The organism is Microbacterium sp. B35-30 (assembly GCF_010634855.1).
Classification (GTDB): Bacteria; Actinomycetota; Actinomycetes; order Actinomycetales; family Microbacteriaceae; genus Microbacterium.
This window is the reverse complement of record NZ_MWLQ01000011.1, coordinates 1-26,572: the sequence shown is the minus strand read 5'-3', so window position 1 is coordinate 26,572 and position 26,572 is coordinate 1. Positions and strand designations below refer to the sequence as shown.

Sequence of the window (26,572 nt, the reverse complement as noted above, 5' to 3'; positions counted from 1 at the left end):
CTATCTTAGGGCCGCGCGCGGCACGGCAGCCGAACCCCCGGGTCACTCCTCGGGTGCGACGTCCAGACCAAGGATGTCGATCACGAACACGAGCGTCGAGTCCGCCGGGATCGCGCCCTGCGCCTGATCGCCGTATCCCTGGTCGGGGGGCACCACCACCATGACCTGCGAACCCACCGTCTGGCCCTCGAGGGCCTGGGCGAAGCCGGGGACGACGCCGTCGAGCGTCAGCGACGCGGGCTCGCCGTCCCAGCTGCTGTCGAAGGCCTCGTCCTCGCCCCAGACGACGCCGGTGTAGTGGACGCGCACCGGCTGGTCACCGGTCACCGTCTCACCGGTGCCCTTCTTGAGCGTCTGGACGACCACGTCCTCCGGCCGGGCGCCATCGGGGATGATCAGGCCGGGCCGGCCGTCGGGCGCGCGCACGACGCTGGGCAGCCCGAATCCGCTGTTGAACTGGTTCTGACCGTCGGCGGCCGCGAGGTAGACCTTGCGGACGTCGATGACCGCCACCGCGGTGTCATCCTCCGTCAGTCCGAACCCCTGCGCGACGCCCTCCGCCATGTCGTCGGGTGAGAGGGCGACCGCGACACGCGAGCCCTCGGTCGCACACTGCAGCGCGTCTTCGAAGCCGGGGAAGTTCGTGGTCCACTGCGACGGGGACGAGACGGTCGACAGATCGCCGTCGTAGGCGGTGGCGACGATCGGCTCGCCGGTGGCACCGCTGAACAGGGCGACGTCGACGACCATGAGCTGGTTCTGCACGGTGATCGCGGTGCCCTCGCCGGTCACCACGTCCTCGTAGGCCAGCTGCGGCGCGTGCAGCGGCGTGTACATGTCGACCTCGGGCTGGTCGCTGCTGTCGCCCGTGACGTCGATGAGCTCCATCACGTCGGCGTCGGAGACAGCGGGACGGGAGCAGTCGGACGAGCCGGGCAGCGAGCATCCGGTCAGGCCGACGGTCACCAGTCCCAGGACAACGAGGGCAGCGGGGATCTTGCGCACCGGATCAGTTTAGGCGGACTCGTCGGGGGCGTCTGAACGCCCAGCCGCCTGGCGGGCGCCCTCGGCCGCGCGCTCCGCCTCGCGGACGCGCTTGCGCAGGTTCTTGTCGGTGATCTGCCGATCGCCGACCGCGCCGGGCGTCCAGAGCTCGACGTCCTGGTCGCCGTAGCTCGACTTCGACGCCCGGCGCTTGACCTCGGGGGCGACGGCGCCCGGCGCCAGCCGGCGCGCCCAGATGAGAAAGCCGGTGTGCGCGACCATGCGGTGGTCGGGACGCACCGCGAGTCCCTCGACGTGCCAGCCCCTGACGATGGTCTCGTTCGCGTCGGGTTCGGTGAAGAGCCCGGTGCCGCGGATGTACTCCGCGACGCGGCTCAACTGCGTCGCGGTGGCGACATAGCAGACCACCACGCCGCCGGGTGTGAGGGCATCGGCGACCGCATCGATGCACTCCCACGGCGCCAGCATGTCGAGAACGACGCGGTCGACGGATGCCGCGGCCACCGCATCGGTCAGCTCCTCGGCCAGATCGCCGACGACCACGTCCCAGTTCGGGGGCACCTCTCCGATGAACGTCTCGACGTTCGCGCGGGCGACGGCTGCGAAGTCGTCTCGGCGCTCGAACGACACAAGGCGCCCGGTGGCGCCGATCGCCCGCAGGAGCCACAGCGACAGCGCTCCGGAGCCGACGCCGGCCTCGACCACCGTGGCCCCCGGGAAGATGTCGGCCTCGGCGAGGATCTGCGCGGCATCCTTCGGGTACACGATCGCGGCGCCGCGCGGCATCGACATCACGAAGTCGCGCAGCAGCGGGCGCAGCGCCAGATACTCGTGGCCGCCGCTGTTGGCGACCACGGAGCCGTCCGGCTGGCCGATGAGCTGCGTGTGCTTGAGCACGCCGTGATGCGTGTGCAGCTCGCCGTCCTCGCGCAGCGTGATGGTGTGCAGGCGGCCCTTCGGGCCCGTGAGCTGAACGCGATCGCCGAGGCGGAACGGGCCGCTCGGTCGGGTGATCTCGTCGGTCATCGCGCATTCTCCTCGACGTCGTTGGCGCCGCCGGCGCGCAACCGCGCGCGGTGCGACTGGTGGAAGGCGGCGAGGTCGTCGACGGTTCGCCCGTCGAGGGTGTCCCACAGCGCGTGTGCGCCGGCCCCGGTCAGCGACACCATGAGCGGCACGCCGATCACCGACGCACCTGATGCGACCGCCGCGCGCACGCCCGTCGACGAGTCCTCGATCGCGACGGCGTCTCCCGGGCTGACCCCGAGGAGCTCGCACGCCTGCAGGTAGGCGTCGGGGAACGGCTTCGGGCGCGTCGCGTCGTCGCCGGCGATGACGACATCGAAAGCGTCGAAGTCGATCAGATCCACGACTGCCCGCGCCATCCGACTCAGCGACATCGTCACCAGCGCCGTCTTCACGCCGTTCGCGCGCAGATCCGCCAGTAGTTCGCGAGCGCCGGGGCGGAACGGCACGCCCGTGGTGGCCAGCTGGCGCATCACATCGTCGGTCAGATGGTCGACGATGTCGCGGACGCCCATGCGAACACCCTCGGCTTGGAAGATGCTCGCCGAGTCCTCCAGTCCCGCACCGACGAGCTGCAGCGCCTGCTCGTGCGACCAGGTGCCGCCGAAGCTCTCGACCAACGTCGTCTCCGCTGCCATCCAATAGGACTCGGTGTCGACCAGGGTTCCGTCCATGTCCCAGAGGACGGCGGCAAGAGGAGGCGCATTCACCGTGCAATCCTACCGACGGGTCTCCGGCCCTCCGTCGAGAGGGGGGCATATCCTGGAGGGAGCCTGCGGCCGATGCGGGCGGAGGGGGTCCCGTGGACGGACTGGGTCGTCGTGTTCTCGTCGCTGCGTTCGACGGATGGAATGACGCGGGCGAAGCCGCGTCCTCCGCGATCACGCAGCTGCGCGAGGGCGGCTCGTACGAGACCGTGTTCTCGGTGGATCCCGAGCTGTACTTCGACTACCAGTACACGCGTCCGCACATCGCCGCCGACGGCGACGGCCGACGCGCTCTCCGCTGGCCCGAGGCCTCGCTGCTCCGCCCCGCTCGCGCGACGCGCGGCACACAGCTGTGGCTGCTCACGGGTGTCGAGCCGGCCCGCGCCTGGCAGGCGTTCTCGTCCGAGTTCATCGACATCGCGTTGCGGGAGGACATCACCGGCTTCATCGCGATCGGCTCGATGATGTCGGACGTGCCGCACACGCGCCCGATCTCGGTGTTCGCCGGCAGCGACAACGAGAACCTCCGCACCACGCTCGAGCTCGAGCGCAGCTCGTACGAGGGACCGGTCGGAATCCTCAGCGTGCTCGGAGATGCGGCGGAGCGCGCCGGCATCCCGACGGCGAGCCTCTGGGCCAGCGTGCCGCACTACGTCGCCGGTCACACCCCGTCGCCCAAGGCGACGCTCGCGCTGCTCGACAAGCTCGAAGACCTCACCGGCGCGCCGGTGCCGCGCGGCGACCTCGCGACCGAGGCTGCGGCCTGGGAGGCATCCATCGACGCGGCCGCCGCGGACGATGAGGAGATGACCGACTACATCCGCCAGCTCGAGCGCACGCGCGACACGTGGGATTCGCCCGAGGCCTCGGGCGACGCGATCGCGCAGGAGTTCGAGCGCTACCTCCGCCGCTCCGACGGCAAGCCGGGCGAAGGGCCGAACAAGCCGGGCCGCGACGACCCGCGCCGCTGAGCGGCATCCGCGGCGCTATCGGTCGTTGAGCGAGCTTGCGAGACGAAACGTCTTGATCCGACGCTGAACACCGGGTGCGGGCGTTTCGTCTCGCTCGTGCCTCGCTCGCTCAACGACCGAGATCGAAGTCACGGGTTGATGACGCCCATGCTCAGCAGCACCAGGAGGAGTGAGCCCAGCGCGACGCGGTACACCACGAACGGCAGGAAGCTGTGCTTGGAGATCCAGTTCATGAAGAACGCGATCACGCCGAGCGCGACGATGAACGCGATGCCCGTGGCGACCGCCGTCTCGCCGAGCGTGAACATCCCCGGCTCGCCGAGGCTCTTGAACAGCTGGAAGAAACCGCTGCCGAAGACGGCCGGGATCGCGAGCAGGAACGCGTACCGGGCGGCGGCTGCGCGCTCGTACCCCATGAAGAGCCCGGCGGTGATGGTGCCGCCAGAGCGCGATACGCCCGGAATGAGCGCGAGTGACTGCGCGAAGCCGTAGATCACGCCGTGGCCGATCGTGATGTCCTGGAGCTTGCGCTTCTTGGCGCCCACGTGATCGGCGATGCCGAGCAGCACGCCGAAGAAGATCAGCATGCCCGCGGTGATCCAGAGCGACCGCAGCACGGTCTCGATCTGATCCTGGAAGAGCAGGCCCAGCACGACGATCGGGATCGAGCCGATGATGATGAGCCAGCCGAGCTTCGCGTCGGGGTCGTTACGCGGGATGCGGCCGACCAGCGCGCGGAACCAGTGCCCGATGATCCGCACGATGTCGCGCCAGAAGAACACCACGACCGCCGCCTCGGTGCCGATCTGCGTGATCGCGGTGAACGCGGCACCGGGATCCTGCGCCGACGGCAGGAACTCGCCGAGGATGCGCAGATGCGCGCTCGACGAGATCGGCAGGAACTCGGTCAGTCCCTGGACGAAGCCGAGGATGATCGCTTCGAGGAGCATGGACGCCTTTCAGCCGGGCATGGCGGATGCCGCGAGCCGCGGCATCCGTCGGATGTTCAGTAGGTGCGGAGCAGGTCGGTGAGCACGGCCTGGCCGAACACCAGCGCGTCGATCGGCACGCGCTCGTCCACGCCGTGGAACATGCCCGTGAAGTCGAGGTCGGCCGGCAGGCGCAGCGGTGCGAAGCCATACCCGGCGATGCCGAGCGTCGCGAGGGCCTTGTTGTCGGTTCCGCCGCCCATGAGGTACGGCACGACCGGTGCTCCGGGATCGTGGCGGCCGAGCGCGGCGACCATGGCGTCGACGAGGTCTCCCGAGAACGGCACCTCGAGGCCGATGTCCTGGTGGACCACCTCGACGTCCACGCCGTCGCCGACGATGCGGCGGATGTCGGCCAGGGCCGCTTCCTCGGTGCCCGGCAGCACGCGCACGTCGATGAGCGCCTCGGCGCGGTCGGGGATGACGTTGTGCTTGTAGCCGGCGACGAGGCCGGTCGGGTTGGTCGTGGTGCGCAGCGTCGAGCGGAGGAATCCGGATGCCGCGCCCGTGGCAGCGGCGACCGCGTCCGGGTCGTCCGGGGCCAGTCCCGTGAGCTCAGCCAGGCGCTCGGTCATCTCGCGGGTGGTGTCGGTGAGCGTCACCGGCCATGCGGTGCGTCCGAGCGCCGCGACGGCCTCGGCGAGCCGCGTCACCGCGTTGTCGGAGTGGAAGCTGGAGCCGTGGGCGGCACGGCCCCGTGCGACGAGCCGGATCCACAGCAGCGCCTTCTCCCCCACCTGGAGGAGGTACGCGTGGCGATCGCCGAGCGGGATGGAGTACCCGCCGACCTCGCTGATGGCCTCGGTCGCCCCCGTGAACCAGTCCGGGCGGTGCTCGACGACGAGCGCGGAGCCTTCGACGCCGCCGTTCTCCTCGTCGGCGAAGAACGCCAGCACGAGGTCGCGCTCGGGCTGCTCGCCGGCGCGGAGGAGGTCGGCGACCGACGTGAGGATCATGGCGTCCATGTCCTTCATGTCGACGGCGCCGCGGCCCCACAGCATCCCGTCCCGGATGACGCCCTCGAACGGGTCGACGCTCCAGTCCTCGGCGATCGCGGGGACGACGTCCAGGTGGCCGTGCAGTACGAGGGCAGGCTTGTCGCGGTTCTGGCCGGGCACCCGCGCCATCACGTTGGTGCGACGCGGGATCGGCTCGTAGAACTCGGGCTGCAGACCGAGGTCCGACAGATAGGCGCCGACGTACTCGGCTGCCTCCCGCTCGCCCGCGGCGCGGCCGCCACCATGGTTCGTCGTGTCGAAGCGGATGAGATCCCGTGCCACCGAAGCGACTTCGGGGAGGCCGAGATCGGGAGAAGGCATGCGGACAAACCTACCGGACCGCGTGTGACGGACGCGTTTCGAGGCGGTCGCCTGCGGCGCCGCCTCGAAACCACGCCACGTCTCGCCGATCAGTGGACGACGTACATCGCGCCGCCCACGACGAAGGTCAGCAGGGTCGTCCACGCGACGATGGCCAGGCCTTGCCAGAAGAGGATGCGTGCGGTCTTCACGCCCGCGCCGGCGAGCATCGTCGCCGTGAACTGCGTGGGCAGCAGCAGCGGTCCGAGCAGGCTGACGCCGGGGACGCCGTACCGCTCGAAAGCCCGCTGGAACTTGGCCCTGCGCGCCGACCCGCGCTCGTCGCCGACCTCCGGCGACGGGACCTCGGCGACGTCACCTCCGCCTGCGGCGACGAGGCGGCGCGTGCGAGTGCGTGTGACGACCGCCGAGCGCGTCCGCGCCGTCAGCAGGACGAGCACGGTGACGCACACGAAGTTGCCGATGATGCCGGCCGCGGCGGCGATCGCCGGGTGGATGCCGCCGATGATTCCGATCACGGCCGCGCCCTCGCCCTCGATGAAGGGGACAGCGCCTGCCGCGGCGACGATGAGCGGCTGGACGAGGTCGGGCACCTGGGCGACGAGGTCCTGGAAGGTGTCGACGAGACTCATGACGTGCTCCTGATGGTAGATGCGGGCCGATCCTGATGGCGACGGTGCCCGGTGTCCTCCGTCGCAAGACCAGTCCATCGGCGCACCGCCGGTGCGGGAAGTGCCGCGGTGTCACCGCCTTCCGTGCGGTTCGCACGCGCCGTGGGTGACATGTGTCATGGATCTATGGTGGGACCCATGAGCACCTCCCCCGCGCCGGCTGCGGACACCGAGACGGCGGCGCAGCGGCGCGGAAGGCTGCGCTTGTCGCGCGGAATCACCGCGACCTGGTGGTACACCGTCTCTGCGGTCGTGTTCCTCGAGTTGATGATCGTGGTGGTCTGGACGGCGGCGCTCGCCGAAGCGGGTCGCAGCACCGCGGCCGTCGCGACGGTCGGCCTCGGCGGCCTCCTGTGGTGGGTGTCGACCTTCCTGCTCATGCGCGACTACCGGCAGCGCACCGAGCACGAGCAGTTCGTTCCCCGGCCGCTGGTCCTCGCGTCCCTCGTGGTCGCCGCGTGCTTCGGCCTCATCGCCGGGCTCGTGTCGGGGCTCTGGCTGTTGGGCGTCGTCCCCCTCGTCCAGACATCGATGTTCCTCAACTGGCCGTCGGGGGTGCGGCTGCGCGTGGTGATCGCCGCGACCGCCCTGCTCGTCGTGCTGTGGTTCATCGACGGCCGCCTGGTCGATCCTCCCGACGCGGGATCGACCTGGCCGCTGCTCGGTTTCTTCTCCGTGTCGCTTCCGGGCATGACGGTACTCACGCTGTGGTGGTGGGACGTCCTCATGACGGTCGATCGCGCCCGCGCCTCCGAATCCCGCCTCGCAGCCACGCAGGAACGCCTGCGCGTGGCCACCGACGTCCATGACCTGCAGGGTCACCACCTGCAGGTCATCGCCCTTCAGCTGGAGCTCGCCGAGCGCCTCATGCCGAACGATCCCGATGCGGCTCTCACTCAGCTGCAGGCGGCTCGGCGCAGTGTCGACGAGGCGCGCCAGGGCACCCGAGACCTCGCCCTGCGCTTCCGCTCGGTGCCGCTGCCGGATGAGATCGCGAACGCCGCCGATCTGCTGCGTGCCGCGGGCACATCGGTGCAGGTGACGGTGGATGCCGACGCAGACCGGGCTCCGGCATCCGTTCTCGGTCCTGTCATCCGTGAGACCACCACCAACGCGCTGCGCCACGGCGGCGGCCGGTGGGCGCGCCTCTCGCTCACGCGCGAGACGGACGCCTGGCGTTACGAGATCGAGAACGACTCCGCGGATGCGCTGCCGAGCGCCGACGGCGCGGGGCTGGAGGGGATCGGTCGTCGCGTCGACGACGGCGGCGGGTCGGTCGAGACACGGCGCGGCGCGCAGGAGTTCGCCGTCGTGGTGCGCGTCCCCGTCTCGCCGGAGGAGACGCGGTGATCCGGGTGCTCCTCGCGGACGACGAGGCGATGATCCGCTCCGCGCTGGCCGCCCTGCTGCGCCTCGAGGCCGACATCGACGTCGTCGCGGAGTGCGCCGACGGAGAGGAGGCTCTCGCCTCGGCCCTGCGCCTCTCCCCCGATGTCTGCCTTCTCGACCTCGAGATGCCCGGCCTCGACGGCGTGGAGGTCGCCGCGCGGGTGACCCGCGCCGGCGCCACGCGCTGCATCGTGGTGACGCGGCATGCGCGCCCCGGTGTGCTGCGGCGGGCACTCGCATCAGGCGTGTCGGGATTCCTCCCCAAGTCGCGGGGGGCCGACGAAGTGGCGGCGGTCATCCGACGTGTCGCGGCGGGCGGACGCTATGTCGACCCCGAGGTCGCCGCCGATGCATTGAGCGACGAACGCTCCCCGCTGACGGATCGCGAGCTCGACGTTCTTCGCGCCGGGCGCCGCGGCGAGACCACCGGGCAGATCGCGCGCACGCTCTCGCTCGCGCCCGGAACCGTGCGCAACCACGTGTCGGCGGTACTGAGCAAGCTCGGCGTGAGCACACGTCAGCAGGCGGTCCTGCACGCCGAGGAGCGCGGCTGGATCTGAACCCCGCCAGCGTGTCCCCGCAACGAAGAAGGCCCCCTTTCGGGGGCCTTCTTCGTTCTGTGCGCGAGGGGGGACTTGAACCCCCACGCCCTTTACGGGCACTAGCACCTCAAGCTAGCGCGTCTACCTATTCCGCCACCCGCGCAGGTGATTTCCGGTTTCGCAACCGAGGAATGACATTACCACGTCACCCGACGTTCAACGAATCGCGGGCCGCCCGGGCGCGTCACCCCATCGAGACGCCGAACAGCAGCCCGAGGGCGTATGTCACGGCGGCCGCGCCGAAGCCGATCGCGAGCTGACGCAGGGCGCGGCGCAGCGGCGGACCGCCGGAGAGGACCCCCACTGCGGCCCCCGTCGACATGAGCGCGATCCCGACGAGGACCAGCGCGAGAACGACGGCGGTGATGCCCGAGAGCCCGAAGATCCAGGGCAGCACCGGGATGATCGCGCCGGAGGCGAAGAACAGGAAGCTCGACAGCGCGGCGGCCCAGGCGCTGCCGACCACTTCGCCATGATCGGCGACGGCGATCGGCCCGGTGTCGGCGCGGCCTTTCCCCGCCGTCCGTGCCGCTTCGACGACGCGCCGTGCGCGAGCGGATGCCTCGGCCTCCGGCATCCCGCGCGTCCGGTACACGAGCGCCAGCTCGTTGGCGTCGATGTCGAGGTGCGGGATCCCGCTGTCGGCGAAGTCGCTCGGCTCGGTGGCCGTCAGCAGCTCACGTTGCGACCGCACCGAGACGAACTCCCCCGCCCCCATCGACAGGGCGCCCGCCAGAAGGCCGGCGATGCCGCTGAACAGCACGAACTGGCTCGACACGCCGGTCGCCCCGATGCCCATGACGAGGGCGAGATTGGACACCAGCCCGTCGTTCGCGCCGAAGACCGCGGCCCGGAAAGTGCCCGACAGGCGGCGTCGCCCGCGCGCCGCGAGGCCGCGCACGACCTCGTGGTGCACCTTCTCGTCGGCAGCCATCGTGGCCGTGGCATACGGCTCGTCGTCGTAGGGCGAGCGCGCCTCGGCGTTCTGGGCGAGGGCGAGCACGAAGATCGACCCGAAGCTCTTCGCCATCGAGCCGAGCAGTCGGGTGCGCACGTCGGGCCGCGGTAGCCGGGCAGGCTCTGCACCCAGCAGCGCGAGCCAGTGCGCCTCGTGCCGTCCCTCGGCCTCGGCGAGGGCGAGGAGGATCTCCCGCTCCTCGCCGGTGCGGCGGCCGGCGAGCTCGCGGTAGACGCGCGCCTCGGCCCGCTCGTTCACGAGGTAGGTCGCCCAGCGGCGTCGATCGCGGTCGGTGGGTGCGGGGGGCGTGCTCACTCGAGCCTCCAGTCGGCGGTGCGGGACCCGTCAACGCTAGTCATCGCGCGCAGCCCGACCCCCGCGAAACCGGGGATTGCCAGCATTTCGGGGATCCGAACAGCCGGGTACGCGTCCGTGGCGCGTCAGGAGTGCACGCGCTTGCGGAGCACGTCGATGCGCGACTGCAGCTGGGCGACCGTGGCGTGCGACACGGCGGGACCGCCGCAGATGCGGCGGAGCTCGGCGTGCACCAGCCCGTGCGGCTCGCCCGCCTGGCGGGCATAGAGCCCGACCAGGCTGTTCAGCAGCTGCCGCTGCTCTTTGAGCGTCCGGTGCAGGGCCTGCGGCAGGGCGGGCTCCGCGTCCGCGGGTGCGGATGCCTCGTGGGCCTCGCGGACGTGGCGGTGGCGCGTCTGCCTCGACTGGCGCTGCATGAGCAGCTCGTGCACGTGCTCGGGCTCGAGCAAGCCGGGGATGCCGAGGAACTCCTCCTCCTCCGGCGTGCCGGGAACGGCGAGCTGACCGAACTCCTTGCCGTCGAACAGCACGCGGTCGAAGTGCGCGCGCGAGTCGAGCGCCTGGTACGTGAACTCCTCGGTGAGCGCGTCCGACGCCTTGTCTTCGCGCTCGGCCGCATCCATCAGGTCTTCTTCGGCGTTCCACTCGTCCTCGCCGTCGGAGTCGCGGTCGAGCGCGTGATCGCGGTGCCGCTCCATCTCGTTGGCGAGCGCGAGCAGCTGCGGCACGTTCGGCAGGAACACGCTCGCCGTCTCGCCGCGTCGGCGGGCGCGCACGAAGCGGCCGATGGCCTGGGCGAAGAACAGCGGCGTCGACGCGCTCGTCGCGTAGACGCCCACCGCGAGGCGCGGCACATCCACCCCTTCCGACACCATCCGCACCGCGACCATCCACCGGCTCGTCGACGCGGAGAACTCCTCGATGCGGCTCGACGCCTCGGCCTCGTCCGACAGCACGACGGTCGGAGTCTCGCCGCTGATCTCCTTCAGGATCGCGGCATAGGCCCGCGCGGCCGTCTGATCGGTCGCGATCACGAGCCCGCCGGCATCCGGAACGTGTTCGCGCACCTCGGTGAGGCGCCGGTCGGCGGACCGCAGCACCGCGGGAATCCAGTCGCCCTCCGGGTCGAGCGCGGTGCGCCACGCCTGCGAGGTGATGTCCTTCGTGTTGTCCTGACCGAGATGCGCCTCCATCTCGTCGCCGGTCTTGGTGCGCCAGCGCATGTGGCCGGCGTACACGAGGAAGATCACGGGGCGGACCACGCCGTCTTCGAGCGCGCGCTTGTACCCGTACGCGTAGTCGCTGCGCGAGACCCGGATCCCCTTCGGGTCGGGGTGGTACTCGACGAACGGGATCGGGGCGGTGTCGCTGCGGAACGGCGTTCCACTGAGGAGCAGCCGGCGCGTCGCCCGCGCGTACGCCTCGCGCAGCGCGTCGCCCCAGCTCAGGGCGTCACCGCCGTGGTGCACCTCGTCGAGGATCACGAGGGTGCGCGCATCCATCGTGAGGCGTTGATGGACGGATGCCTTCACCGCGACCTGCGCGTAGGTCACGGCGACGCCGTGGTACTGGCGGGCCGGGGCGACGTGCCGGTTGCTGAACGCGGGATCGATGCGGATGCCGACGCGGGCCGCGGCATCCGCCCACTGTGTCTTGAGGTGCTCGGTGGGGGCGACCACGACGACGCGGTTCACGATGCGGCGCCGGAGGAGCTCGCTCGCCAGGCGGAGGGCGAACGTCGTCTTGCCGGCGCCCGGGGTCGCGGCCGCGAGAAAGTCGCGCGGACCGCCGCCGGGCCCGTCGGGGCCATCCATCCCGAAGTACAGGTCGAGCGCTTCGGCCTGCCACGCGCGCAGGCGCTGCGCCGTGCCCCACGGCGCGCGCTGGGGGTATGTGGGCGACAGGTGCTCCGCCGCGAAGCTGCCGATATGGGGCTCGGCGGTGTGGGGCTCGGCGGTGCGGGGCTCGGCGGTGTGGGGCTCGGCGGTGTGGGGCTCGGCGGTGCGGGTCGCGGCCGTGTCGGGCTCGGCGATGCGGGGCTCAGCAGTGCGCGATGCGGTCAAGTCGTGCGTCGGCCGTTCGGTGAGCGCGGGCGGCGATTCGACCGCCGTTTCGTCCGTCACCGAATGCACCTCCCCCGTAGACAACGAGTCACCACGATAGACGACCCGGACGACATCAGGGTGCCGAACCCCCGGGTGGCGGCGCTGCTCACGGCGTGGGTTGGCCGCCACGCCCCGCGGCGGGTGCAGGAGCCGTCGAACCGTCGGACGTCCGCCGTGCGCGGTACCCTGGGCACCGGCCGCGAGCCGAGGAACGGACGACGGATGCCGACGACAGAAGATGCCCCTACGCCCAACTACGCCGACAACGCGGGGCCGCACCCGTGGCGGCGCTACGTCGCCATCGGCGACTCGTTCACCGAGGGCGTCGGCGACCCGGAGCCGGCGGCGCCGAACGGTCTCCGCGGGTGGGCCGACCGCGTGGCGGAGGTGCTGTCGGAGCAGGTCGACGACTTCGCGTACGCGAACCTGGCGATCCGCGGGCGCCTCATCGGGCAGATCGTGCAGGAGCAGATCGAGCCGGCGATCGCGCTCAAGCCCGATCTCGTGACGTTCTCGGCGGGCGGCAACGACGTCATCCGTCCCAACGGCGATCCCGACAAGGCAGCGCAGCTGTTCGAGGACGCGGTCGTGCGGCTCTCGCGCGACGGTGCGACGGTCGTGGTCTTCACCGGCATCGACACCGCATTCACACCGGTGTTCCGCGGCATCCGCGGCAAGGTCGCGATCTACAACGAGAACATCCGCTCGATCGCCGACAGGTACGACTGCATCGTCGCCGACCAATGGGCGCTCAAAGAAGTGCAGGACATGCGCTTCTTCGACGACGACCGCCTGCACTACAACTCGCTCGGTCACCACGAGGTCGCGCGAATGGTGCTGCGCGCGCTCAACGTCCCCAACGACCTGCAGCCGATGCAGCCCGGCCCGCTCCCGATCCGCACGTGGCGCGAGGCGCGCGCCGTCGACCTGGTGTGGGCGCGCGCGCATCTGGTGCCCTGGGTGCTTCGTCGCCTCCGTCACCAGTCCTCGGGCGACACCGTCACCGCCAAGCGCCCTGACCCGTTGCCGGTCACGACCCTGACGTCCCCGCCCGACGCCGCTTCCCTCCCCTCGCTCAGCCCAGGGGCAGCCGCCTCCCGCGACGAGGAGGACTGACATGGCGACGCATCTCATCACCGGAGCGGGCTCCGGCATCGGCGCCGCGCTCGCAGACCGTCTCGCCGAGCGCGGCGACGACCTGTGGCTCCTCGCACGCGACGCCGGGCGGGCCGCGCAGCTGCGCGAGCGGTTCCCCGGGGCACAGACGCTGGCGGGCGATCTGGCCGACCCAGCGCGGCTGTCTTGGGCGTTCAGCCATCAAAGCACCCCTGCCCGGCTCGACTCGCTCATCCACGTCGCCGGCGTCGTCGAACTCGGCGCCGTCGCCGAGACGCCCGTCGCCACGTGGCAGCAGCAGCTCGCCGTGAACGCCATCGCCCCTGCCGAGCTCACCCGTCTCTTGATCCACGCGCTGCGGATCTCGCGCGGTCAGGTGGTCTTCGTCAACTCCGGCGCCGGTCTTCGCGTGAGCCCCGAGTGGGGCTCGTACGCCGCGAGCAAGTTCGCGGTGCGCGCCATTGCCGACGCGCTGCGCGAGGAGGAGCGCGCGAACGGCATCCGCGTGACGACGGTGTACCCGGGGCGCACGGCGACTCCGATGCAGGAGAAGGTGCACCAGCAGGAGGGGGCGGACTACGACGCCTCCCGCTGGATCGACCCCGCCTCGGTCGCGACGACGATCCTTGCGGCGCTCGATCTGCCGCGCGACGCCGAACTCACCGAGGTGACCGTCCGCCCCGGCGTGTGAGCGCCCCGCGTCTGCGCGCCTCGGCCGAGGGGCGCCGGCTCAGCGAGCGCGGAGCTCCCACAGCGCCACCGCGCTCGCCGCCGCGACGTTGAGCGAGTCGACGCCGCCGGCCATCGGAACCGTCACCACCGTGTCGGCGGCCTCGAGGGCCTTCCGGGAGAGGCCGTCGCCCTCGGCCCCGAGGATGAGGGCGACACGCTCGGGCCGGCGGGCGCTGAACGCGTCGAGCGTGACCGCGCCGTCGGCGAGAGCGAGGGCCGCGAGCTCGAAGCCGGCGTCATGCAGCGCGCCGCGCGCCTCGCTCCACTCGGGCAGACGCGTCCAGGGCACCTGGAACACCGTGCCCATGCTCACCCGCACGCTCCGCCGGTACAGCGGATCGGCGCACCGGGGGCTGACGAGCACGGCGTCGGCGCCGAGTCCTGCCGCCGCGCGGAAGATCGCGCCGACGTTGGTGTGATCGACGATGTCCTCCAGCACGACGACGAGCCGGGCCCCTGCCACGACCTCGGCCACGGCGGGCAGCACCGGCCGATGCATCGCCGCGAGCGCGCCGCGGTGCACGGCATACCCCGTCAGCGCCTCGGCGATGTCGGGGGTGACGACGTACACCGGCACGGGGTCCGTCACGAGTTCCTCGATGTCGGCGAGCCATTTCTCCTGCACGAGCACCGACCGGGGGCGGTGCCCGGCCGCGATCGCCCGCGCGATGACCTTGGCCGACTCGGCGATGTACAGGCCGCCCTCGGGCTCGAGCACGCGCCGAAGGGCGACATCCGTGAGATCGCGATAGTCCGCGAGCCGGTCGTCGGCGGGGTCGGTGATCCTGGTCGCGCGCATCGCGTCCTATCGTCGCATGGGGGCGACGAGACTCATCCGGCGAGGCCGACCGCCGTCCAGCCCGTGCGGTGATCGAGAAGGCGACGTCGCCGAGACCGGCGACGGCGAGCGGCACGACAAGGGGCGCGGAGAATCGCCCCAGGAAGCGCGCGTACTCCTCGGCGCTGGCGCCCTCGAAGCTGCCCCCGCGCTCATCCTGGCACGCAGTGCGCCGGCGTAACATCCCCGAAAACCTCGGGGCCTACACTGACCCCGAAGGGGGTGCACAGTGACGACGATCGCGACCGGATTCGACGCCCGTGCGACGGATGCCGTCGCCGAGGCGATCGCCACGCTCGCCGGCCGCCGGATCGCGGTGCTCACGGGCGCGGGCGTCTCCACCGATTCCGGGATCCCCGACTACCGCGGAGAGGGCGCGCCCGTGCGCACCCCGATGACCGCGGAGCAGTTCCTCTCGAGCGACGCGTCGCGACGGCGGTACTGGGTGGGCAGCCACCTCGGCTGGAAGGCGTTCGCGGCGGCGGAGCCGAACGGCGGGCATCGCGCGCTCGCCGACCTCGAGGCGCGTGGCCTCGCCACCGGGGTCATCACGCAGAACGTCGACGGCCTCCACGTGCGCGCAGGCAGCCGGCGCGTGGTCGAGCTCCACGGCACGATGCGCCGCGTCTTCTGCACCCACTGCGGTCAGGTGTTCGACCGGCGTGATCTCGCACGTCGCGTCGAAGACGACAATCCGTGGATCCGGGTGCCGGAGAACGTCCCGCTCGGCCCCGACGGCGATGTGCTCCCCGAGAGCACCGACGGCTTCCGCATCCCGTCCTGCAGCATCTGCGGCGGGATGCTGAAACCCGACGTCGTGTTCTTCGGCGAGTTCATCCCCCCCGAGAAGTTCCGCGAGGCCGAGCAGCTCGTGCACACCAGCGAGGCGCTCATCGTGGCGGGGTCGTCGCTCGTCGTCAACTCGGGCATCCGCCTCCTCGAGCGCGCGCGACGTCGCCGCCTCCCCGTCATCATCGTGAACCGCGGCGCGACGCGCGCCGACGCCCGCGCGACGGTCAAGATCGACGCCGGCACGAGCGAGGTGCTCCGCGCGCTCGCCGACCGGCTGCCGGAGCTCGCCTGATCCTGCCCGGGTAGGCTCGGAGGGTGACCGCCCTGATCCTGATCCGCCACGGCGAGACCGACTGGAACCGCGACCGGCGCATTCAGGGCGCGACGGACATCCCCCTCAACGACACCGGGCGCGACCAGGCACGGGCGACCGCCGCGCTGCTCCGCGATCGCCTCGACCCTGGCGTCCCTGCCACGATCGTGTCGAGCGATCTCGCGAGGGCCCGCGAGACGGCGGAGATCATCGCCGCCGACCTGGGCCTGGCCGCTCCGCGGGCGTACCGCGGGCTCCGGGAGCGCTCGTACGGCGAGGCCGAAGGCGTCGGCCTCGACGAGTTCCGCGAGCGGTGGGGCGACTCGTACACCGCCGAGGTGCCCGGCGCGGAGCCGTGGACCGACCTGCGCACGCGCGGGATCGCCGCGCTCGGCCGCGCCGTGCGGGATCACCGCCGCGCGACCGCACCCGCCGCGTCATCGTTGATCGTGGTCAGCCACGGTGCGCTCATCCGCGAGATGATCCGCCACGCCACCGCCGACGAACTGCCTCCCGCCGGCGAGCGGCTCCTCAATGGATCCGCCCACGACTTCGTCTACGAGCGCGATCACCTCCGGCTCGTCGCGTACGCCGGGCTCATCGCCTAGGCTCGGCGCCATGGCCGCTCCCGCCACCGTCGACGAGTACATCGAGGGCTTCCCGCCCGACGTCTCGGCACGACTGACCCGCATCCGCACGGAGATCGTCGACGCCGTCACGGCGGCATCCGGCAGCAGGCCCGAAGAGAAGATGCGCTACGGCATCGCCGCCATCATGCTCGGCGGCCGCTATGCGCTGCATTTCGCCGGCTGGAAGAAGCACATCGGCCTGTACCCCGTGCCGCGCCTCCCGGAGCCGATGGAGTCCGAGATCGCCCCCTACCGCGCCGAGAAGGATTCGGTCGTCTTCCCGCACGCGAAGGACATCCCGTACGACCTCATCGGCCGTGTGGCACGCGAGGTCGCCGACGAGCGGGTGCGTCAGTCCGCGAAGGACTGACCGCGGGCGGCGAGCTCCTCGTCGAGGATCCGGATCGCCTTGGGACCGACGCCGTGGATCGCCAGCATCTCCGCGCGCGAGCGGGCGCCGAGCTGGTCGTACCGGGTGATGCCGTGAAGGGCGAGCTCTCGTAGCGCGACCTTGCCGAGGCGCGGGGTGAGCTCGGATTCGGCGCTCATGAGTCGGCGCGGGCCAGCACGCCGCGCGCGTGCCGCAGCACCGGCTCGTCGACCATGCGCCCGTCGTACGAGAACACGCCTCGTTCGCGCTCGGCGGCCGAGAGCACCGCGCGCGCCCACGCCACCGTCTTCTCATCGGGACGGTACGCGGAGCGGATGACCGGCACCTGGCTCGGATGGATGCAGGCGGTGGCACGGAATCCGGATGCCGCGGCATCCGCTGCCTCGATGGCCAGGCGCTTCACGTCGTCGATGTCGAGGTGCACGGCATCGATCGCCGCCTTGCCGCGTGCGCCCGCCGCCAGCAGCACGCGCGACCGTGCGTAGCGCGCGATGTCGCGATAGCGGCCGTTGGGCTTACGGCTGGACGTGCCGCCCAGGCTCGCCACGAGGTCTTCGGCACCCCACATCATGGCGACGACGTTGTCGAGCGCAGCGATGCGGTCGGCCTGGGCGACGCCCTTCGCGGTCTCGCAGAGGGCGACGACCTCGAAGCGCGCATCGATGCGGGCGATCCGCTTGGGCGACTCGGACTTGGCCACCATGATGCGCCGGTAGTCGGTCTGCGAAAGAGTCGCCATGTCGGCGATGAACGCATCCGTCTCCGGCGGGTTCACCCGCACGACGACGCGCGCGGGGTCGAGCTCCGATTCGATGAGGTGGCCGCGTGCCGCCGTCTTGTCGCCGGGTGCGACGGCGTCCTCCAGGTCGAGGATGACGGCGTCGGCGCGATCGAAGGCCTTGGCGTAGCGCTCGGGACGGTCGGCCGGGCAGAACAGCAGTGCGGGGCCGAGGTCGAAGCTCATGGGGTCCTCTCCGGGGTCGACGGCGCGCACCACATCAGGGCGGTCCGCGTGGCGACGGCGACGATCTCGTCGCGCTGGTTGCGGCCGGTGTGGCGCAGGGTGACGATGCCCTGCCCCGGCCGCGATGCCGACAGCCGCTTGTCGACGACCTCGGTCTCGGTGTAGAGCGTGTCGCCGTGGAACAGCGGTGCGGGGAACGAGATGTCGGAGAGCCCGAGCTGGGCGACCAGCGTGCCCTGCGTGATCTGCGAGACGGATGCCCCGACCATCGTCGCGAGCGTCCACATCGAGTTCATGAGGCGCTGACCGAACGGCTGGGTCTCGGAGAACGCGGCATCCAGGTGGAGGGCCTGCGTGTTCATGGTCAGCGACGAGAACAGCACATTGTCGGCCTCGGTGGCCGTTCGGCCGGGGCGATGCAGGTAGCGGGCGCCCAGCTCGAGCTCGTCGTAGTACAGGCCGCGTTGGATGATCGCCCGCGTCTCTTCGGTCACGCCTGTCACGCTACCCTCACGCCACTCCGAGCGCCCGCGCGATCACGAGCAGCTGCACCTCGTTCGTGCCCTCGCCGATCTCGAGGATCTTCGAGTCGCGGTAGTGACGCGCGACCGGGTACTCGTTCATGAACCCGTTGCCCCCGAACACCTGGGTCGCGTCGCGGGCGTTGTCCATCGCGGCGTCGCTCGCCGTGAGCTTGGCGATCGCGGCCTCCGTCTTGAACGGCTTGCCGGCGTCGCGCAACCGGGCCGCGTGGTGCCAGGCCAGGCGCGCGTTGTGCACGCGCAGCTGCATGCGCGCGAGCAGGAACTGGATGCCCTGTCGCGTCGCCAGCGCGTCGCCGAACACCGTGCGCTTCTTGGCGTAGTCGACGGCGGCCTCCAGGCATCCTTCCGCGGCACCGGTCGACAGCGCGGCGATGGCGATGCGTCCCTCGTCGAGGATGTGCAGGAAGTTCGCGAAGCCGCGACCGCGCTCGCCGAGGAGGTTCCCCTCGGGCACCCGCGCGTCCTGGAAGGTCAGCGGGTGCGTGTCGGAGGCGTGCCAGCCGACCTTGTCGTAGCCGGGCTCCACGGTGAACCCCGGAGTCCCGGACGGCACGATGATCGTCGAGATCTGCTTGCGGCCGTCCTGCTCCCCCGTGACCGCCGTCACGGTCACGAACCGGGTGATGGACGTGCCCGAATTGGTGATGAACTGCTTCGAGCCGTTGATCACCCACTCCCCGCCCTCCAGCATCGCCGTGGTGCGGGTCGCGCCCGCGTCGGAGCCCGCCTCCGGCTCGGTCAGCCCGAAGCCGGCGAGCCCACGGCCCGCCAGCAGATCGGGCAGCAGCGCCTGCTTCTGCTCCTCGGTGCCGAAGCGGAACACCGGCATGGCGCCGAGACTCACGCCGGCCTCGAGCGTGATCGCGAGGGACTGATCGACGCGGCCGAGCGCCTCGATCGCGAGGCAGAGGGCGAAGTAGTCGCCACCCTGCCCGCCGTACTCCTCGGGGAACGGCAGGCCGAACAGGCCCAGCTCCCCCATCTGGGCGACGACGTCCATCGGCAGCGTCTTCGTGCGGTCGGCCTCGTAGGCCTGCGGCGCGACGACCTGGTCGGCGAAGTCGCGCACCATGCGGGCGAGCTCTCGCTCGTCGTCGGTCAGGTTGGAGTGGTCCATGGGTTCCTCGGTTTCAGGAGGGGGTGTCGGATGCCTCGTGGGCGGGTTCTGCGGCGGTGACGTGCGCGAGCACCTGGTCGCGGCGCACCTGGTCACCGGTCGAGACGTCGAGGCGCAGGACGCCCGCGTGGGGGGCGACGACGGGGTGCTCCATCTTCATGGCCTCGATGGTCACGATGCGGTCGCCGCAAGCGACGGTCGCGCCGTCGGCGACGTGGAGCGCGACGACCGCGCCCGGCATCGGGGCACGCAGCTCGGGATCGGTGGCGGCGGCATCGCGCTCACGTGCGGCGAGGCGCTTCTCCATCGCCTGGCGACGGGTGAGGGGGCGAAGCCGGTGAGTCGCGGCGTCGGCGTGCACCCAGATCCACCCCGTCGGATCTGTCGCCACCGTCACGCCGGGGACGGTGGCGTACCCCGTCGAGGCGGCGTGCGACGGCACGCGGTGCGCGGCGTCGGCGCCGGCACCCTCCGGCGACGCGCTCACCCGCCGCGGATCCATGGCGGAGAACGACGCGGGGGCGAGGTCGGGAGCGGAGACGGCGACCACGGCACCACTCTCCTCCTCGATCGCGACCGTTCGGCCGACCGGTGCGCTTCCCGCGCGCCAACCGGTGCCGCCGAGCCACAGCGGGCCGGCCGCCGATCGGACCGGCTCCGCGCCTCGGACGCGAGCCAGCTCCCCCGCCACGGCTGCCGCGGCGAGCGCCGCCTCACCCGGCATCGGGGCCGCGTACGCGGGCAGGCGGTCGATGAGTCCGGTGTCCATGTCACCGGCGCGGACGCCGGGATCGGCCAGCAGCGCTCGCAGGAATCCGAGGTTGCTGTCGACGCCGAGGAGCACGGTCTCGGCGAGCGCGGCGTCCAGCCGCGCGATCGCCTCGGTGCGGTCGCCGCCGTGGGCGATGACCTTGGCGATCATCGGGTCGTAGTCGGACGACACGACGCTGCCCGATTGGACCGCGGCATCCGTCCGCGCCCCGCGGGGCTCACGCCACACGAGCACGTCGCCGGTCGCCGGCAGGAAGCCGCGCTCGGGACTCTCCGCGTACACGCGGGCCTCGATCGCGTGCCCGTCGAGGCGGATGTCGTCCTGCGCGAGCGCGAGCGGGCGGCCCGCGGCGACCAGGAGCTGCTGCTCGACGAGGTCGACGCCGGTCACGAGCTCGGTCACCGGGTGCTCGACCTGCAGGCGCGTGTTCATCTCGATGAAGAAGAACTCGTCGGGGCGGTCGCCCGCCACGAGGAACTCGACGGTGCCGGCGCCCCGGTAGTCCACGCTGGCGGCAGCCGCGCAGGCAGCGGCTCCGAGGCGCGCGCGGGTGGCGGCATCCACCACCGGCGAAGGCGCTTCCTCGATGACCTTCTGATGCCGGCGCTGCAGCGTGCACTCGCGCTCGCCGAGATGGATGACGGTGCCGTGCGCGTCCGCGAGCACCTGCACCTCGATGTGACGCGGGCGCTCGATGAGACGCTCCAGCAGCAGCGTGTCGTCGCCGAATGCCGCGGCGGCCACCCGCCGGGCCGTGGCCAGCGCCTCCGGCAGCTCGGTCGCCGCGCGCACCACCTGCATGCCCTTGCCACCCCCGCCCGCTGAAGGCTTGACCAGCAGCGGGTACCCCGCCTCGCCCGCCGCCGCGGCGATGTCGGCGTCGGTCATCGCAGTGCCGTCGTCTCTCAGGGCGCTGAAGCCGGGGACGGTCGGCACGTCGTGCGCGGTGACGTGCTCCTTCGCGCGGATCTTGTCGCCCATCACGTCGAGGGCGCGCTCCCCCGGACCGATGAACACGATCCCGGCGTCGGCGCAGGCGCGCGCGAAACCCGCGTTCTCGGAGAGGAACCCGTAGCCCGGATGGATCGCCTCGGCACCCGTCTCGCGGGCGGCGGCGATCACCGCGGCGATGTCGAGATAGGACGCGGATGCCGCAGCCGGCCCGATCCGCACCGCGACGTCGGCCTCGCGCACGTGCGGCGCAGCGGCGTCGGCATCGCTGTAGACGGCGACCGAGCGGATGCCGAGCCGCCGCAGCGTGCGGATCACCCGGCGTGCGATCTCGCCGCGATTGGCGACCAGCACGGTCGAGAAGGGCGGGCCGTCGGCGGGCTCGATGGTCGGGGCAGGAGTCACGGGGATCACATCCGGAAGACGCCGAAGCGCGGTTCGGGCAGCGGTGTGCGCGAGACGACGTCCAGCGCGAGTCCGAGCAGGTCGCGGGTGTCGAGCGGGTCCACGACGCCGTCGTCCCAGAGCCGGGCGGTGGCGTAGTAAGGGCTCCCCTGCTCCTCGTACTGGGCACGGACCGGCGCCTCGAACGCCGCCTGGTCAGCCTGCGACCAGTCCTCGCCGCGGGCCTCCAGCTGGTCGCGCTTGACGGTCGAGAGCACCGAGGCGGCCTGGTTCCCGCCCATCACCGAAATGCGGCTCGCGGGCCAGGTCCACAGGAACCGCGGCGAGTACGCCCGGCCGCACATCGAGTAGTTGCCGGCGCCGAACGAGCCGCCGATCACGACGGTGAGCTTCGGGACGCGCGTGGTGGCGACGGCTGTGACCATCTTGGCGCCGTCCTTCGCGATACCGCCGGCCTCGGCATCCCGTCCCACCATGAAGCCGGAGATGTTCTGCAGGAACAGCAGCGGCGTGCCGCGCTGGTCGCAGAGCTCGATGAAGTGCGCGCCCTTCTGCGCCGACTCGCTGAACAGCACCCCGTTGTTGGCGACGATGCCGACGGGATGCCCGTGGAGGCGGGCGAAGCCGGTGACCAGCGTGTCGCCGTACTCGCGCTTGAACTCGTGGAACTCGCTGCCGTCGACGAGGCGCGCGATGACCTCGCGCACGTCGTAGGGCTGGTTGACGTCGACGGGGACGACCCCGTACAGGTCGGACGGGTCGACCGCGGGCGGCACGCTCGGCACGACGTCCCATGCGGGCGCGGCCGGCAGCGGCAGGGTGGCGACGATGTCGCGGACGATCTCGAGGGCGTGCTCGTCGTCCTCGGCGAGGTGGTCCACGACGCCGGAGCGGCGGGCGTGCAGCTCTCCACCGCCGAGCTCCTCGGCGGTGACGACCTCGCCGATCGCGGCTTTGACGAGCGGCGGGCCGCCCAGGAAGATGGTGCCCTGGCCCCGGACGATGACCGTCTCGTCGCTCATAGCCGGGACGTACGCACCGCCGGCGGTGCAGGAGCCGAGCACCGCGGCGATCTGCGGGATGCCGGCGGCCGAGAGCCGTGCCTGGTTGAAGAAGATGCGCCCGAAGTGGTCGCGGTCGGGGAAGACCTCGTCCTGCATCGGCAGGAACGCGCCGCCCGAGTCGACGAGATAGACGCACGGCAGGCGGTTCTCGAACGCGATCTCCTGCGCGCGGAGGTGCTTCTTCACGGTGAGCGGATAGTACGTGCCGCCCTTGACCGTCGCGTCGTTGCACACCACCATCACCTGGCGTCCGTGGACCAGCCCGATGCCCGCGATGACACCGGCCGCCGGCGCGTCCCCGCCGTACAGACCCTCCGCGGCGAGGGGCGCGACCTCGAGGAACGGGCTCCCCTCGTCGAGCAGCCGCGCGACACGGTCACGCGGCAGCAGCTTGCCGCGGGCGACGTGGCGCTCGCGTGAGGCCGCGGGCCCGCCGAGGGATGCCGCGGCCAGCCGCTCGCGGAGCGCTTGTGCCAGCTCCTGCTGGGCGGCATGCGCCCGTGCGAAGGCGTCGTCGCGCACCGCCGCGGTGCTCAGCACGCTCATCTGCGCCTCCCGTGTCATCTGCGTCGACGTCACGATCGGATCACGCCCGTTGTCGGAACGCGATCGGATTGGTTAGTGTTCACTAACTGAGGTTCAGGTTAGCGATCCTTAACTGAAATGACAAGCCCTGACGGAACCGACAAGCGGAGTACGGAAATGACGAACGCCGGCACCGACCGCGACCGCGCGAAGGCGGACCGCCACGCCGCCATCCTCCGTGAGGCGGCCACCCTGTTCGCCGAGCGCGGGTTCAGCGGCGTCAGCCTCGAAGACATCGGCGGCGCCGTCGGCGTGAGCGGGCCCGCCCTCTACCGTCACTTCGCCAACAAGCAGGCGCTGCTAGGTGCCATCCTCCTCGAGGTGAGCGAGCGGCTGCTGGCGGGCGGACGGGCCGTGCTGTCCTCGCTCGACCAGCCGGCCGATCAGCTCGAGGCCATCATCGCGTTCCACGTCGAGTTCGCTCTCCGTGACGCCGACGTCATCCGGGTCCAGGATCGCGATCTGGCCAGCCTCAGCGACGACGACCGGCACACGGTGCGGCGCCTCCAGCGCGAATACGTCGAGGTGTGGATCGGCATCCTCTCCACCATCCATCCGGACCGCGATGACGACGATCTGCGCGTGCGCGCGCACGCGTGCTTCGGGCTCATCAACTCGACGCCCCACACCGTGCACGCGTCACGCTCGCGCCCCGGCGAACGCGACCTGCGCGGCATCCTCCACTCGATGGCCCACGCCTCGCTGACCGCCTGACCCGCCCGCGTGCCCTAATCTGGACCCACCATGGCGGGGGATGGCCACACGGACGACGCGCAGCCGGCGGCTCACGGTGAGGCGAGCGACGTCGCACGCCGGCACTCCGACGGCATCGACAGCTCGCGGCGCGACTTCCTGAAGCTCGGCGGCATCGCGACGGCCGGGCTCGTGGTCGGTGGAGCGGTCGGAGCGGCGGCAGGCGCCGCCATCGGGCATGAGCTCGGTGTGCGCGAGGGTTCGCTCGACCTGGCCGCCATGCCCGCGCGCTCCGAACCCGGCTTCGATCATGTGGTCCCGACGATGGATGGCTTCGTCCGCGACTACTGGAACAACGTCGAGCGGCTGCGTCGCGGGAAGGCGCCGACGCTGGAGGAGGCCTCCCACATCATGGGCGGCTTCTCGCCCGAGCAGTTGCCGGTGCTCTCCACTCTCGCGAAGGGCTTCGCGGTCTTCGACGCCTGGTTCGCCGCTGTGCCCTCGCAGACCTACTGCAACCGGTCCTTCTTCCACGCCTCCACGTCGCACGGATTCGTCACGAACAAGCACGGCGGCGGCTACGACAAATGGCTGGACGCGCCTGCGGCGCCCACGATCTTCAACCGCCTCGAAGAGGCCGGGATCCCGTGGAAGGTGTACTTCGACGAGATGCAGCTCGTCTCGCTCACCGGCATGATGCACGCGCCGGCTGTCGAGCAGTACTGGCGCACCGGCCGCTTCGGCCACATGTCGGAGTTCTTCGACGATGCCGCCGCCGGCCGGCTGCCCGCGTACGCGTTCATCGAGCCGCGGATGGTCTACAACCACAACGACTTCCACCCGCCCTTCGGCGTGTACCGCGAGAGCGAGGTCGACGGCGCGCCGGTGCTCGATTCCGCCGTCTCGGATGTGCGCGCCGGCGAGAAGCTCGTCGCCGACGTCTACAACGCCATCAGGGCCAGCACCACGCCGGACGGCTCGAACGCGCTGAACACGCTCCTGCTGATCACGTTCGACGAGCACGGGGGCACGTACGACCACGTCCCTCCCCCGGTCGCCGTGCCGCCCGTCGCTTACGACGCACCCGGTGAGATGGGCTTCACGTTCGATCGCCTGGGCGTGCGCGTTCCCGCGATCGCCGTTTCGGCGTACACGCGCAGCGGCACCATCGTGCACGACGAGATGCACCACGGCGCCGTGATCGCGACCCTCGCACGTCTGCACGGCCTGCGCCCGCTCACGCGCCGCGACGCGACCGCCCGCGACCTGTTCTCGGTGGTCAACCTCGACGTCCCGCGAGACCCGTCCACCTGGCCGCTCGTGCACCCGATGTATGTGCCGCCCAATCCGCACGAGGACGAGCGCATCGACCTCCGTGACGGCGCGCACCAGGCCAAGCCGCTCAGTCCTCCCGGGCGCGGGCTGCTGGGCCTCCTGCTCGCGCGGTACGGACCGCCGGACGCACCGGAGCCCGAGTCGTACGCCGAGGCGTACGACGTGCTCCAGCAGCACGGCCTCGGTCTCTTCTACCCGAAGAGGAGCTGACCGGCCGACCCCCAAGGTGCCGGCCGGTCAGTGGCCTGCTAGCGCAGCAGCATCGCCCGCCCGGGCTCGCGGAGGATGTCGGCGACGTCGACCAGGAAGCGGGAGCCCTGCTCCCCGTCGACCAGCCGATGGTCGAACGACAGCGCGAGCGTCATCACGTCGCGCAGGGCGATCTCACCGCGGTGCTCCCAGGGCTGGCGTCGTACCGCGCCGATCGCGAGGATGCCGGCCTCCCCCGGGTTGATGATCGGCGTGCCGGCGTCGACGCCGAACACGCCGACGTTGGTGATCGAGAATGTCCCGCCCATCATGTCGGCCGGGGCCGTCTTGCCGGCGCGCGCGGTCTCGGCGAGACCGCGGATGGCGTCGGCCAGCTCCACCAGGTTCAGCTCCTGTGCGTCGCGGATGTTGGGCACGACCAGCCCGCGCCCCGTAGCCGCGGCGATGCCGAGGTTCACATAATGGTGCTCGACGATCTCGCCGGCGTCTTCGTCCCACTTCGAGTTGAGGCCGGGGTGGCGCGCCAGCGCCAGGCACACGGCCTTCGCGGCGACGGCCATGACGCCGATCCGGTGGTCCTGCAGCTGGCGGTCGGCTCGCAGCGAGGCGATGAGCTCGCTCGTCGCGGTGACGTCGACCGTCAGGAAGGTCGTGACGTGCGGCGCCGTGAAGGCGCTGCGCACCATCGCCTCCGCCGTCATGCGCCGGACACCGCGGATCGGCGTGCGGGTCGTGCGCTCGCCTGCGCTGTCCGGTGCGGGCAGCTCGAACCGCTCGACCGGCTCACGCGACTCGGAGTCGACCACCGGGGCGGCGACCGCTCCCACCCGCTCGGCGTACGCCTCGACGTCGGCGCGGGTGATCACGCCGGACGCGCCGGATGCCTCGACGAGGGCGAGATCAACGCCCAGCTGTTTCGCGAACTTGCGCACCGGCGGCGTCGACCGCGGACGTTCGAGCGGACGCTCCACGACATCGGCGAACTGGATCGCGTCGTGCGGCGCGGCTTCCAGTACCGCGGTGTCGGCTGCCGGCGCAGGGGACGCGGCGACGCGGGCGCGAC

26 protein-coding genes and 1 tRNA gene are annotated in these 26,572 nt (G+C 71.4%); 10 read left to right on the top strand and 17 right to left on the bottom strand.

The window, feature by feature from the left end:
• Positions 1-42: 42 nt before the first annotated feature.
• Genes B2K11_RS04430 through B2K11_RS04420 form a run of 3 tightly spaced genes read right to left on the bottom strand, consistent with a single transcriptional unit; the run spans position 43 to position 2,741 of the window.
• On the bottom strand, positions 43-1,005 hold the full coding sequence (locus tag B2K11_RS04430) for an FKBP-type peptidyl-prolyl cis-trans isomerase (RefSeq protein WP_163617066.1): 963 nt from the start codon (positions 1,003-1,005) through the stop codon (positions 43-45).
• Between the two features lie 9 nt (positions 1,006-1,014).
• Complete coding sequence (locus tag B2K11_RS04425; RefSeq protein WP_163617065.1) at positions 1,015-2,031, bottom strand: tRNA (adenine-N1)-methyltransferase; 1,017 nt, start codon at positions 2,029-2,031, stop codon at positions 1,015-1,017.
• The gene (locus B2K11_RS04420; protein ID WP_204260004.1) at positions 2,028-2,741 is read right to left on the bottom strand and encodes an HAD family phosphatase; all 714 of its coding nucleotides are present in this window, start codon (positions 2,739-2,741) and stop codon (positions 2,028-2,030) included. Before B2K11_RS04420 ends, B2K11_RS04425 begins: the two co-directional genes overlap by 4 nt.
• Before the next feature lie 92 nt (positions 2,742-2,833).
• Here B2K11_RS04420 and B2K11_RS04415 point away from each other — a divergent pair, with 92 nt between their 5' ends.
• Entirely contained in the window at positions 2,834-3,709 is an 876-nt protein-coding gene (locus tag B2K11_RS04415) for a PAC2 family protein (RefSeq protein WP_163617064.1), read from the top strand.
• A 128-nt stretch (positions 3,710-3,837) separates the two neighbouring features.
• Here B2K11_RS04415 and B2K11_RS04410 read toward each other — a convergent pair whose 3' ends face one another.
• The 3 genes from B2K11_RS04410 to B2K11_RS04400 all read right to left on the bottom strand — a co-directional run bounded on the left by B2K11_RS04410 (position 3,838) and on the right by B2K11_RS04400 (position 6,649).
• Positions 3,838-4,659 carry an undecaprenyl-diphosphate phosphatase gene (locus B2K11_RS04410; protein ID WP_163617063.1) on the bottom strand — a complete coding sequence of 274 codons (822 nt, stop codon included), beginning with the start codon at positions 4,657-4,659 and terminating at the stop codon, positions 3,838-3,840.
• A 56-nt stretch (positions 4,660-4,715) separates the two neighbouring features.
• Complete coding sequence (locus B2K11_RS04405) at positions 4,716-6,017, bottom strand: M20/M25/M40 family metallo-hydrolase (protein WP_163617062.1); 1,302 nt, start codon at positions 6,015-6,017, stop codon at positions 4,716-4,718.
• Between the two features lie 89 nt (positions 6,018-6,106).
• Positions 6,107-6,649 (bottom strand): small multidrug efflux protein, encoded by a 543-nt coding sequence (locus B2K11_RS04400; protein WP_163617061.1) that lies wholly within the window; start codon positions 6,647-6,649, stop codon positions 6,107-6,109.
• A gap of 177 nt (positions 6,650-6,826) precedes the next feature.
• Here B2K11_RS04400 and B2K11_RS04395 point away from each other — a divergent pair, with 177 nt between their 5' ends.
• Together B2K11_RS04395 and B2K11_RS04390 are read left to right on the top strand one after the other, a co-directional pair.
• Positions 6,827-8,038 (top strand): histidine kinase, encoded by a 1,212-nt coding sequence (locus B2K11_RS04395; RefSeq protein WP_163617060.1) that lies wholly within the window; start codon positions 6,827-6,829, stop codon positions 8,036-8,038.
• Positions 8,035-8,637, top strand: a complete 603-nt coding sequence (locus tag B2K11_RS04390) for a response regulator transcription factor (protein WP_163617059.1) — start codon at positions 8,035-8,037, stop codon at positions 8,635-8,637. The genes B2K11_RS04395 and B2K11_RS04390 overlap by 4 nt, the downstream gene beginning before the upstream one ends.
• Before the next feature lie 60 nt (positions 8,638-8,697).
• Here the strand turns inward: B2K11_RS04390 and B2K11_RS04385 are convergent.
• From B2K11_RS04385 to B2K11_RS04375, 3 genes are all read right to left on the bottom strand, one after another.
• Positions 8,698-8,782: transfer RNA gene (locus B2K11_RS04385), tRNA-Leu, on the bottom strand.
• An 81-nt stretch (positions 8,783-8,863) separates the two neighbouring features.
• A complete protein-coding gene (locus B2K11_RS04380; protein ID WP_163617058.1) occupies positions 8,864-9,952 on the bottom strand; it encodes a VIT1/CCC1 family protein in 1,089 nt (362 codons plus the stop codon).
• A 125-nt stretch (positions 9,953-10,077) separates the two neighbouring features.
• Positions 10,078-11,880, bottom strand: coding sequence for a DEAD/DEAH box helicase (locus tag B2K11_RS04375; RefSeq protein WP_163617496.1), 1,803 nt, complete (start codon positions 11,878-11,880; stop codon positions 10,078-10,080).
• Between the two features lie 399 nt (positions 11,881-12,279).
• Here B2K11_RS04375 and B2K11_RS04370 point away from each other — a divergent pair, with 399 nt between their 5' ends.
• Together B2K11_RS04370 and B2K11_RS04365 are read left to right on the top strand one after the other, a co-directional pair.
• Positions 12,280-13,173 carry an SGNH/GDSL hydrolase family protein gene (locus B2K11_RS04370; RefSeq protein WP_163617057.1) on the top strand — a complete coding sequence of 298 codons (894 nt, stop codon included), beginning with the start codon at positions 12,280-12,282 and terminating at the stop codon, positions 13,171-13,173.
• Position 13,174: 1 nt separating this feature from the next.
• The gene (locus B2K11_RS04365) at positions 13,175-13,864 is read left to right on the top strand and encodes an SDR family oxidoreductase (RefSeq protein ID WP_163617056.1); all 690 of its coding nucleotides are present in this window, start codon (positions 13,175-13,177) and stop codon (positions 13,862-13,864) included.
• Between the two features lie 39 nt (positions 13,865-13,903).
• On the opposite strand, the gene B2K11_RS04360 is transcribed toward B2K11_RS04365, so the two are convergent.
• Positions 13,904-14,704 (bottom strand): RNA methyltransferase, encoded by an 801-nt coding sequence (locus B2K11_RS04360; RefSeq protein WP_163617055.1) that lies wholly within the window; start codon positions 14,702-14,704, stop codon positions 13,904-13,906.
• A gap of 277 nt (positions 14,705-14,981) precedes the next feature.
• Here B2K11_RS04360 and B2K11_RS04355 point away from each other — a divergent pair, with 277 nt between their 5' ends.
• The 3 genes from B2K11_RS04355 to B2K11_RS04345 are packed head-to-tail and all read left to right on the top strand — an operon-like array spanning position 14,982 to position 16,847.
• Entirely contained in the window at positions 14,982-15,827 is an 846-nt protein-coding gene (locus tag B2K11_RS04355) for a Sir2 family NAD-dependent protein deacetylase (RefSeq protein WP_163617495.1), read from the top strand.
• A gap of 23 nt (positions 15,828-15,850) precedes the next feature.
• Positions 15,851-16,456: a histidine phosphatase family protein gene (locus tag B2K11_RS04350; protein WP_163617054.1), complete on the top strand. Its 606-nt coding sequence runs from the start codon at positions 15,851-15,853 to the stop codon at positions 16,454-16,456.
• 10 nt (positions 16,457-16,466) lie between these two features.
• Positions 16,467-16,847: a DUF1801 domain-containing protein gene (locus B2K11_RS04345; protein WP_163617053.1), complete on the top strand. Its 381-nt coding sequence runs from the start codon at positions 16,467-16,469 to the stop codon at positions 16,845-16,847.
• On the opposite strand, the gene B2K11_RS04340 is transcribed toward B2K11_RS04345, so the two are convergent.
• From B2K11_RS04340 to B2K11_RS04315, 6 genes are read right to left on the bottom strand one after another with little or no spacing between them, the layout of a single operon-like run.
• Positions 16,829-17,026: a hypothetical protein gene (locus B2K11_RS04340; RefSeq protein WP_163617052.1), complete on the bottom strand. Its 198-nt coding sequence runs from the start codon at positions 17,024-17,026 to the stop codon at positions 16,829-16,831. The genes B2K11_RS04345 and B2K11_RS04340 overlap by 19 nt on opposite strands.
• Positions 17,023-17,832 (bottom strand): CoA ester lyase, encoded by an 810-nt coding sequence (locus tag B2K11_RS04335; protein ID WP_163617051.1) that lies wholly within the window; start codon positions 17,830-17,832, stop codon positions 17,023-17,025. Before B2K11_RS04335 ends, B2K11_RS04340 begins: the two co-directional genes overlap by 4 nt.
• Positions 17,829-18,326: a MaoC family dehydratase gene (locus B2K11_RS04330; protein ID WP_239525721.1), complete on the bottom strand. Its 498-nt coding sequence runs from the start codon at positions 18,324-18,326 to the stop codon at positions 17,829-17,831. The genes B2K11_RS04335 and B2K11_RS04330 overlap by 4 nt, the downstream gene beginning before the upstream one ends.
• A 16-nt stretch (positions 18,327-18,342) precedes the next feature.
• Complete coding sequence (locus tag B2K11_RS04325) at positions 18,343-19,494, bottom strand: acyl-CoA dehydrogenase family protein (protein ID WP_163617049.1); 1,152 nt, start codon at positions 19,492-19,494, stop codon at positions 18,343-18,345.
• A gap of 13 nt (positions 19,495-19,507) precedes the next feature.
• On the bottom strand, positions 19,508-21,622 hold the full coding sequence (locus B2K11_RS04320) for a biotin carboxylase N-terminal domain-containing protein (RefSeq protein ID WP_239525719.1): 2,115 nt from the start codon (positions 21,620-21,622) through the stop codon (positions 19,508-19,510).
• A 5-nt stretch (positions 21,623-21,627) separates the two neighbouring features.
• Positions 21,628-23,232, bottom strand: coding sequence for a carboxyl transferase domain-containing protein (locus B2K11_RS04315; RefSeq protein ID WP_163617493.1), 1,605 nt, complete (start codon positions 23,230-23,232; stop codon positions 21,628-21,630).
• 156 nt (positions 23,233-23,388) lie between these two features.
• On the opposite strand from B2K11_RS04315, the gene B2K11_RS04310 reads away from it, so the two are divergent.
• The gene (locus B2K11_RS04310; RefSeq protein WP_163617048.1) at positions 23,389-23,985 is read left to right on the top strand and encodes a TetR/AcrR family transcriptional regulator; all 597 of its coding nucleotides are present in this window, start codon (positions 23,389-23,391) and stop codon (positions 23,983-23,985) included.
• A gap of 30 nt (positions 23,986-24,015) precedes the next feature.
• Positions 24,016-25,509 (top strand): alkaline phosphatase family protein, encoded by a 1,494-nt coding sequence (locus B2K11_RS04305; protein ID WP_163617047.1) that lies wholly within the window; start codon positions 24,016-24,018, stop codon positions 25,507-25,509.
• Positions 25,510-25,547: 38 nt separating this feature from the next.
• Here B2K11_RS04305 and B2K11_RS04300 read toward each other — a convergent pair.
• Positions 25,548-26,572: dihydrolipoamide acetyltransferase family protein (locus tag B2K11_RS04300; RefSeq protein ID WP_163617046.1), on the bottom strand; the 1,025-nt coding region annotated here is incomplete at its 5' end.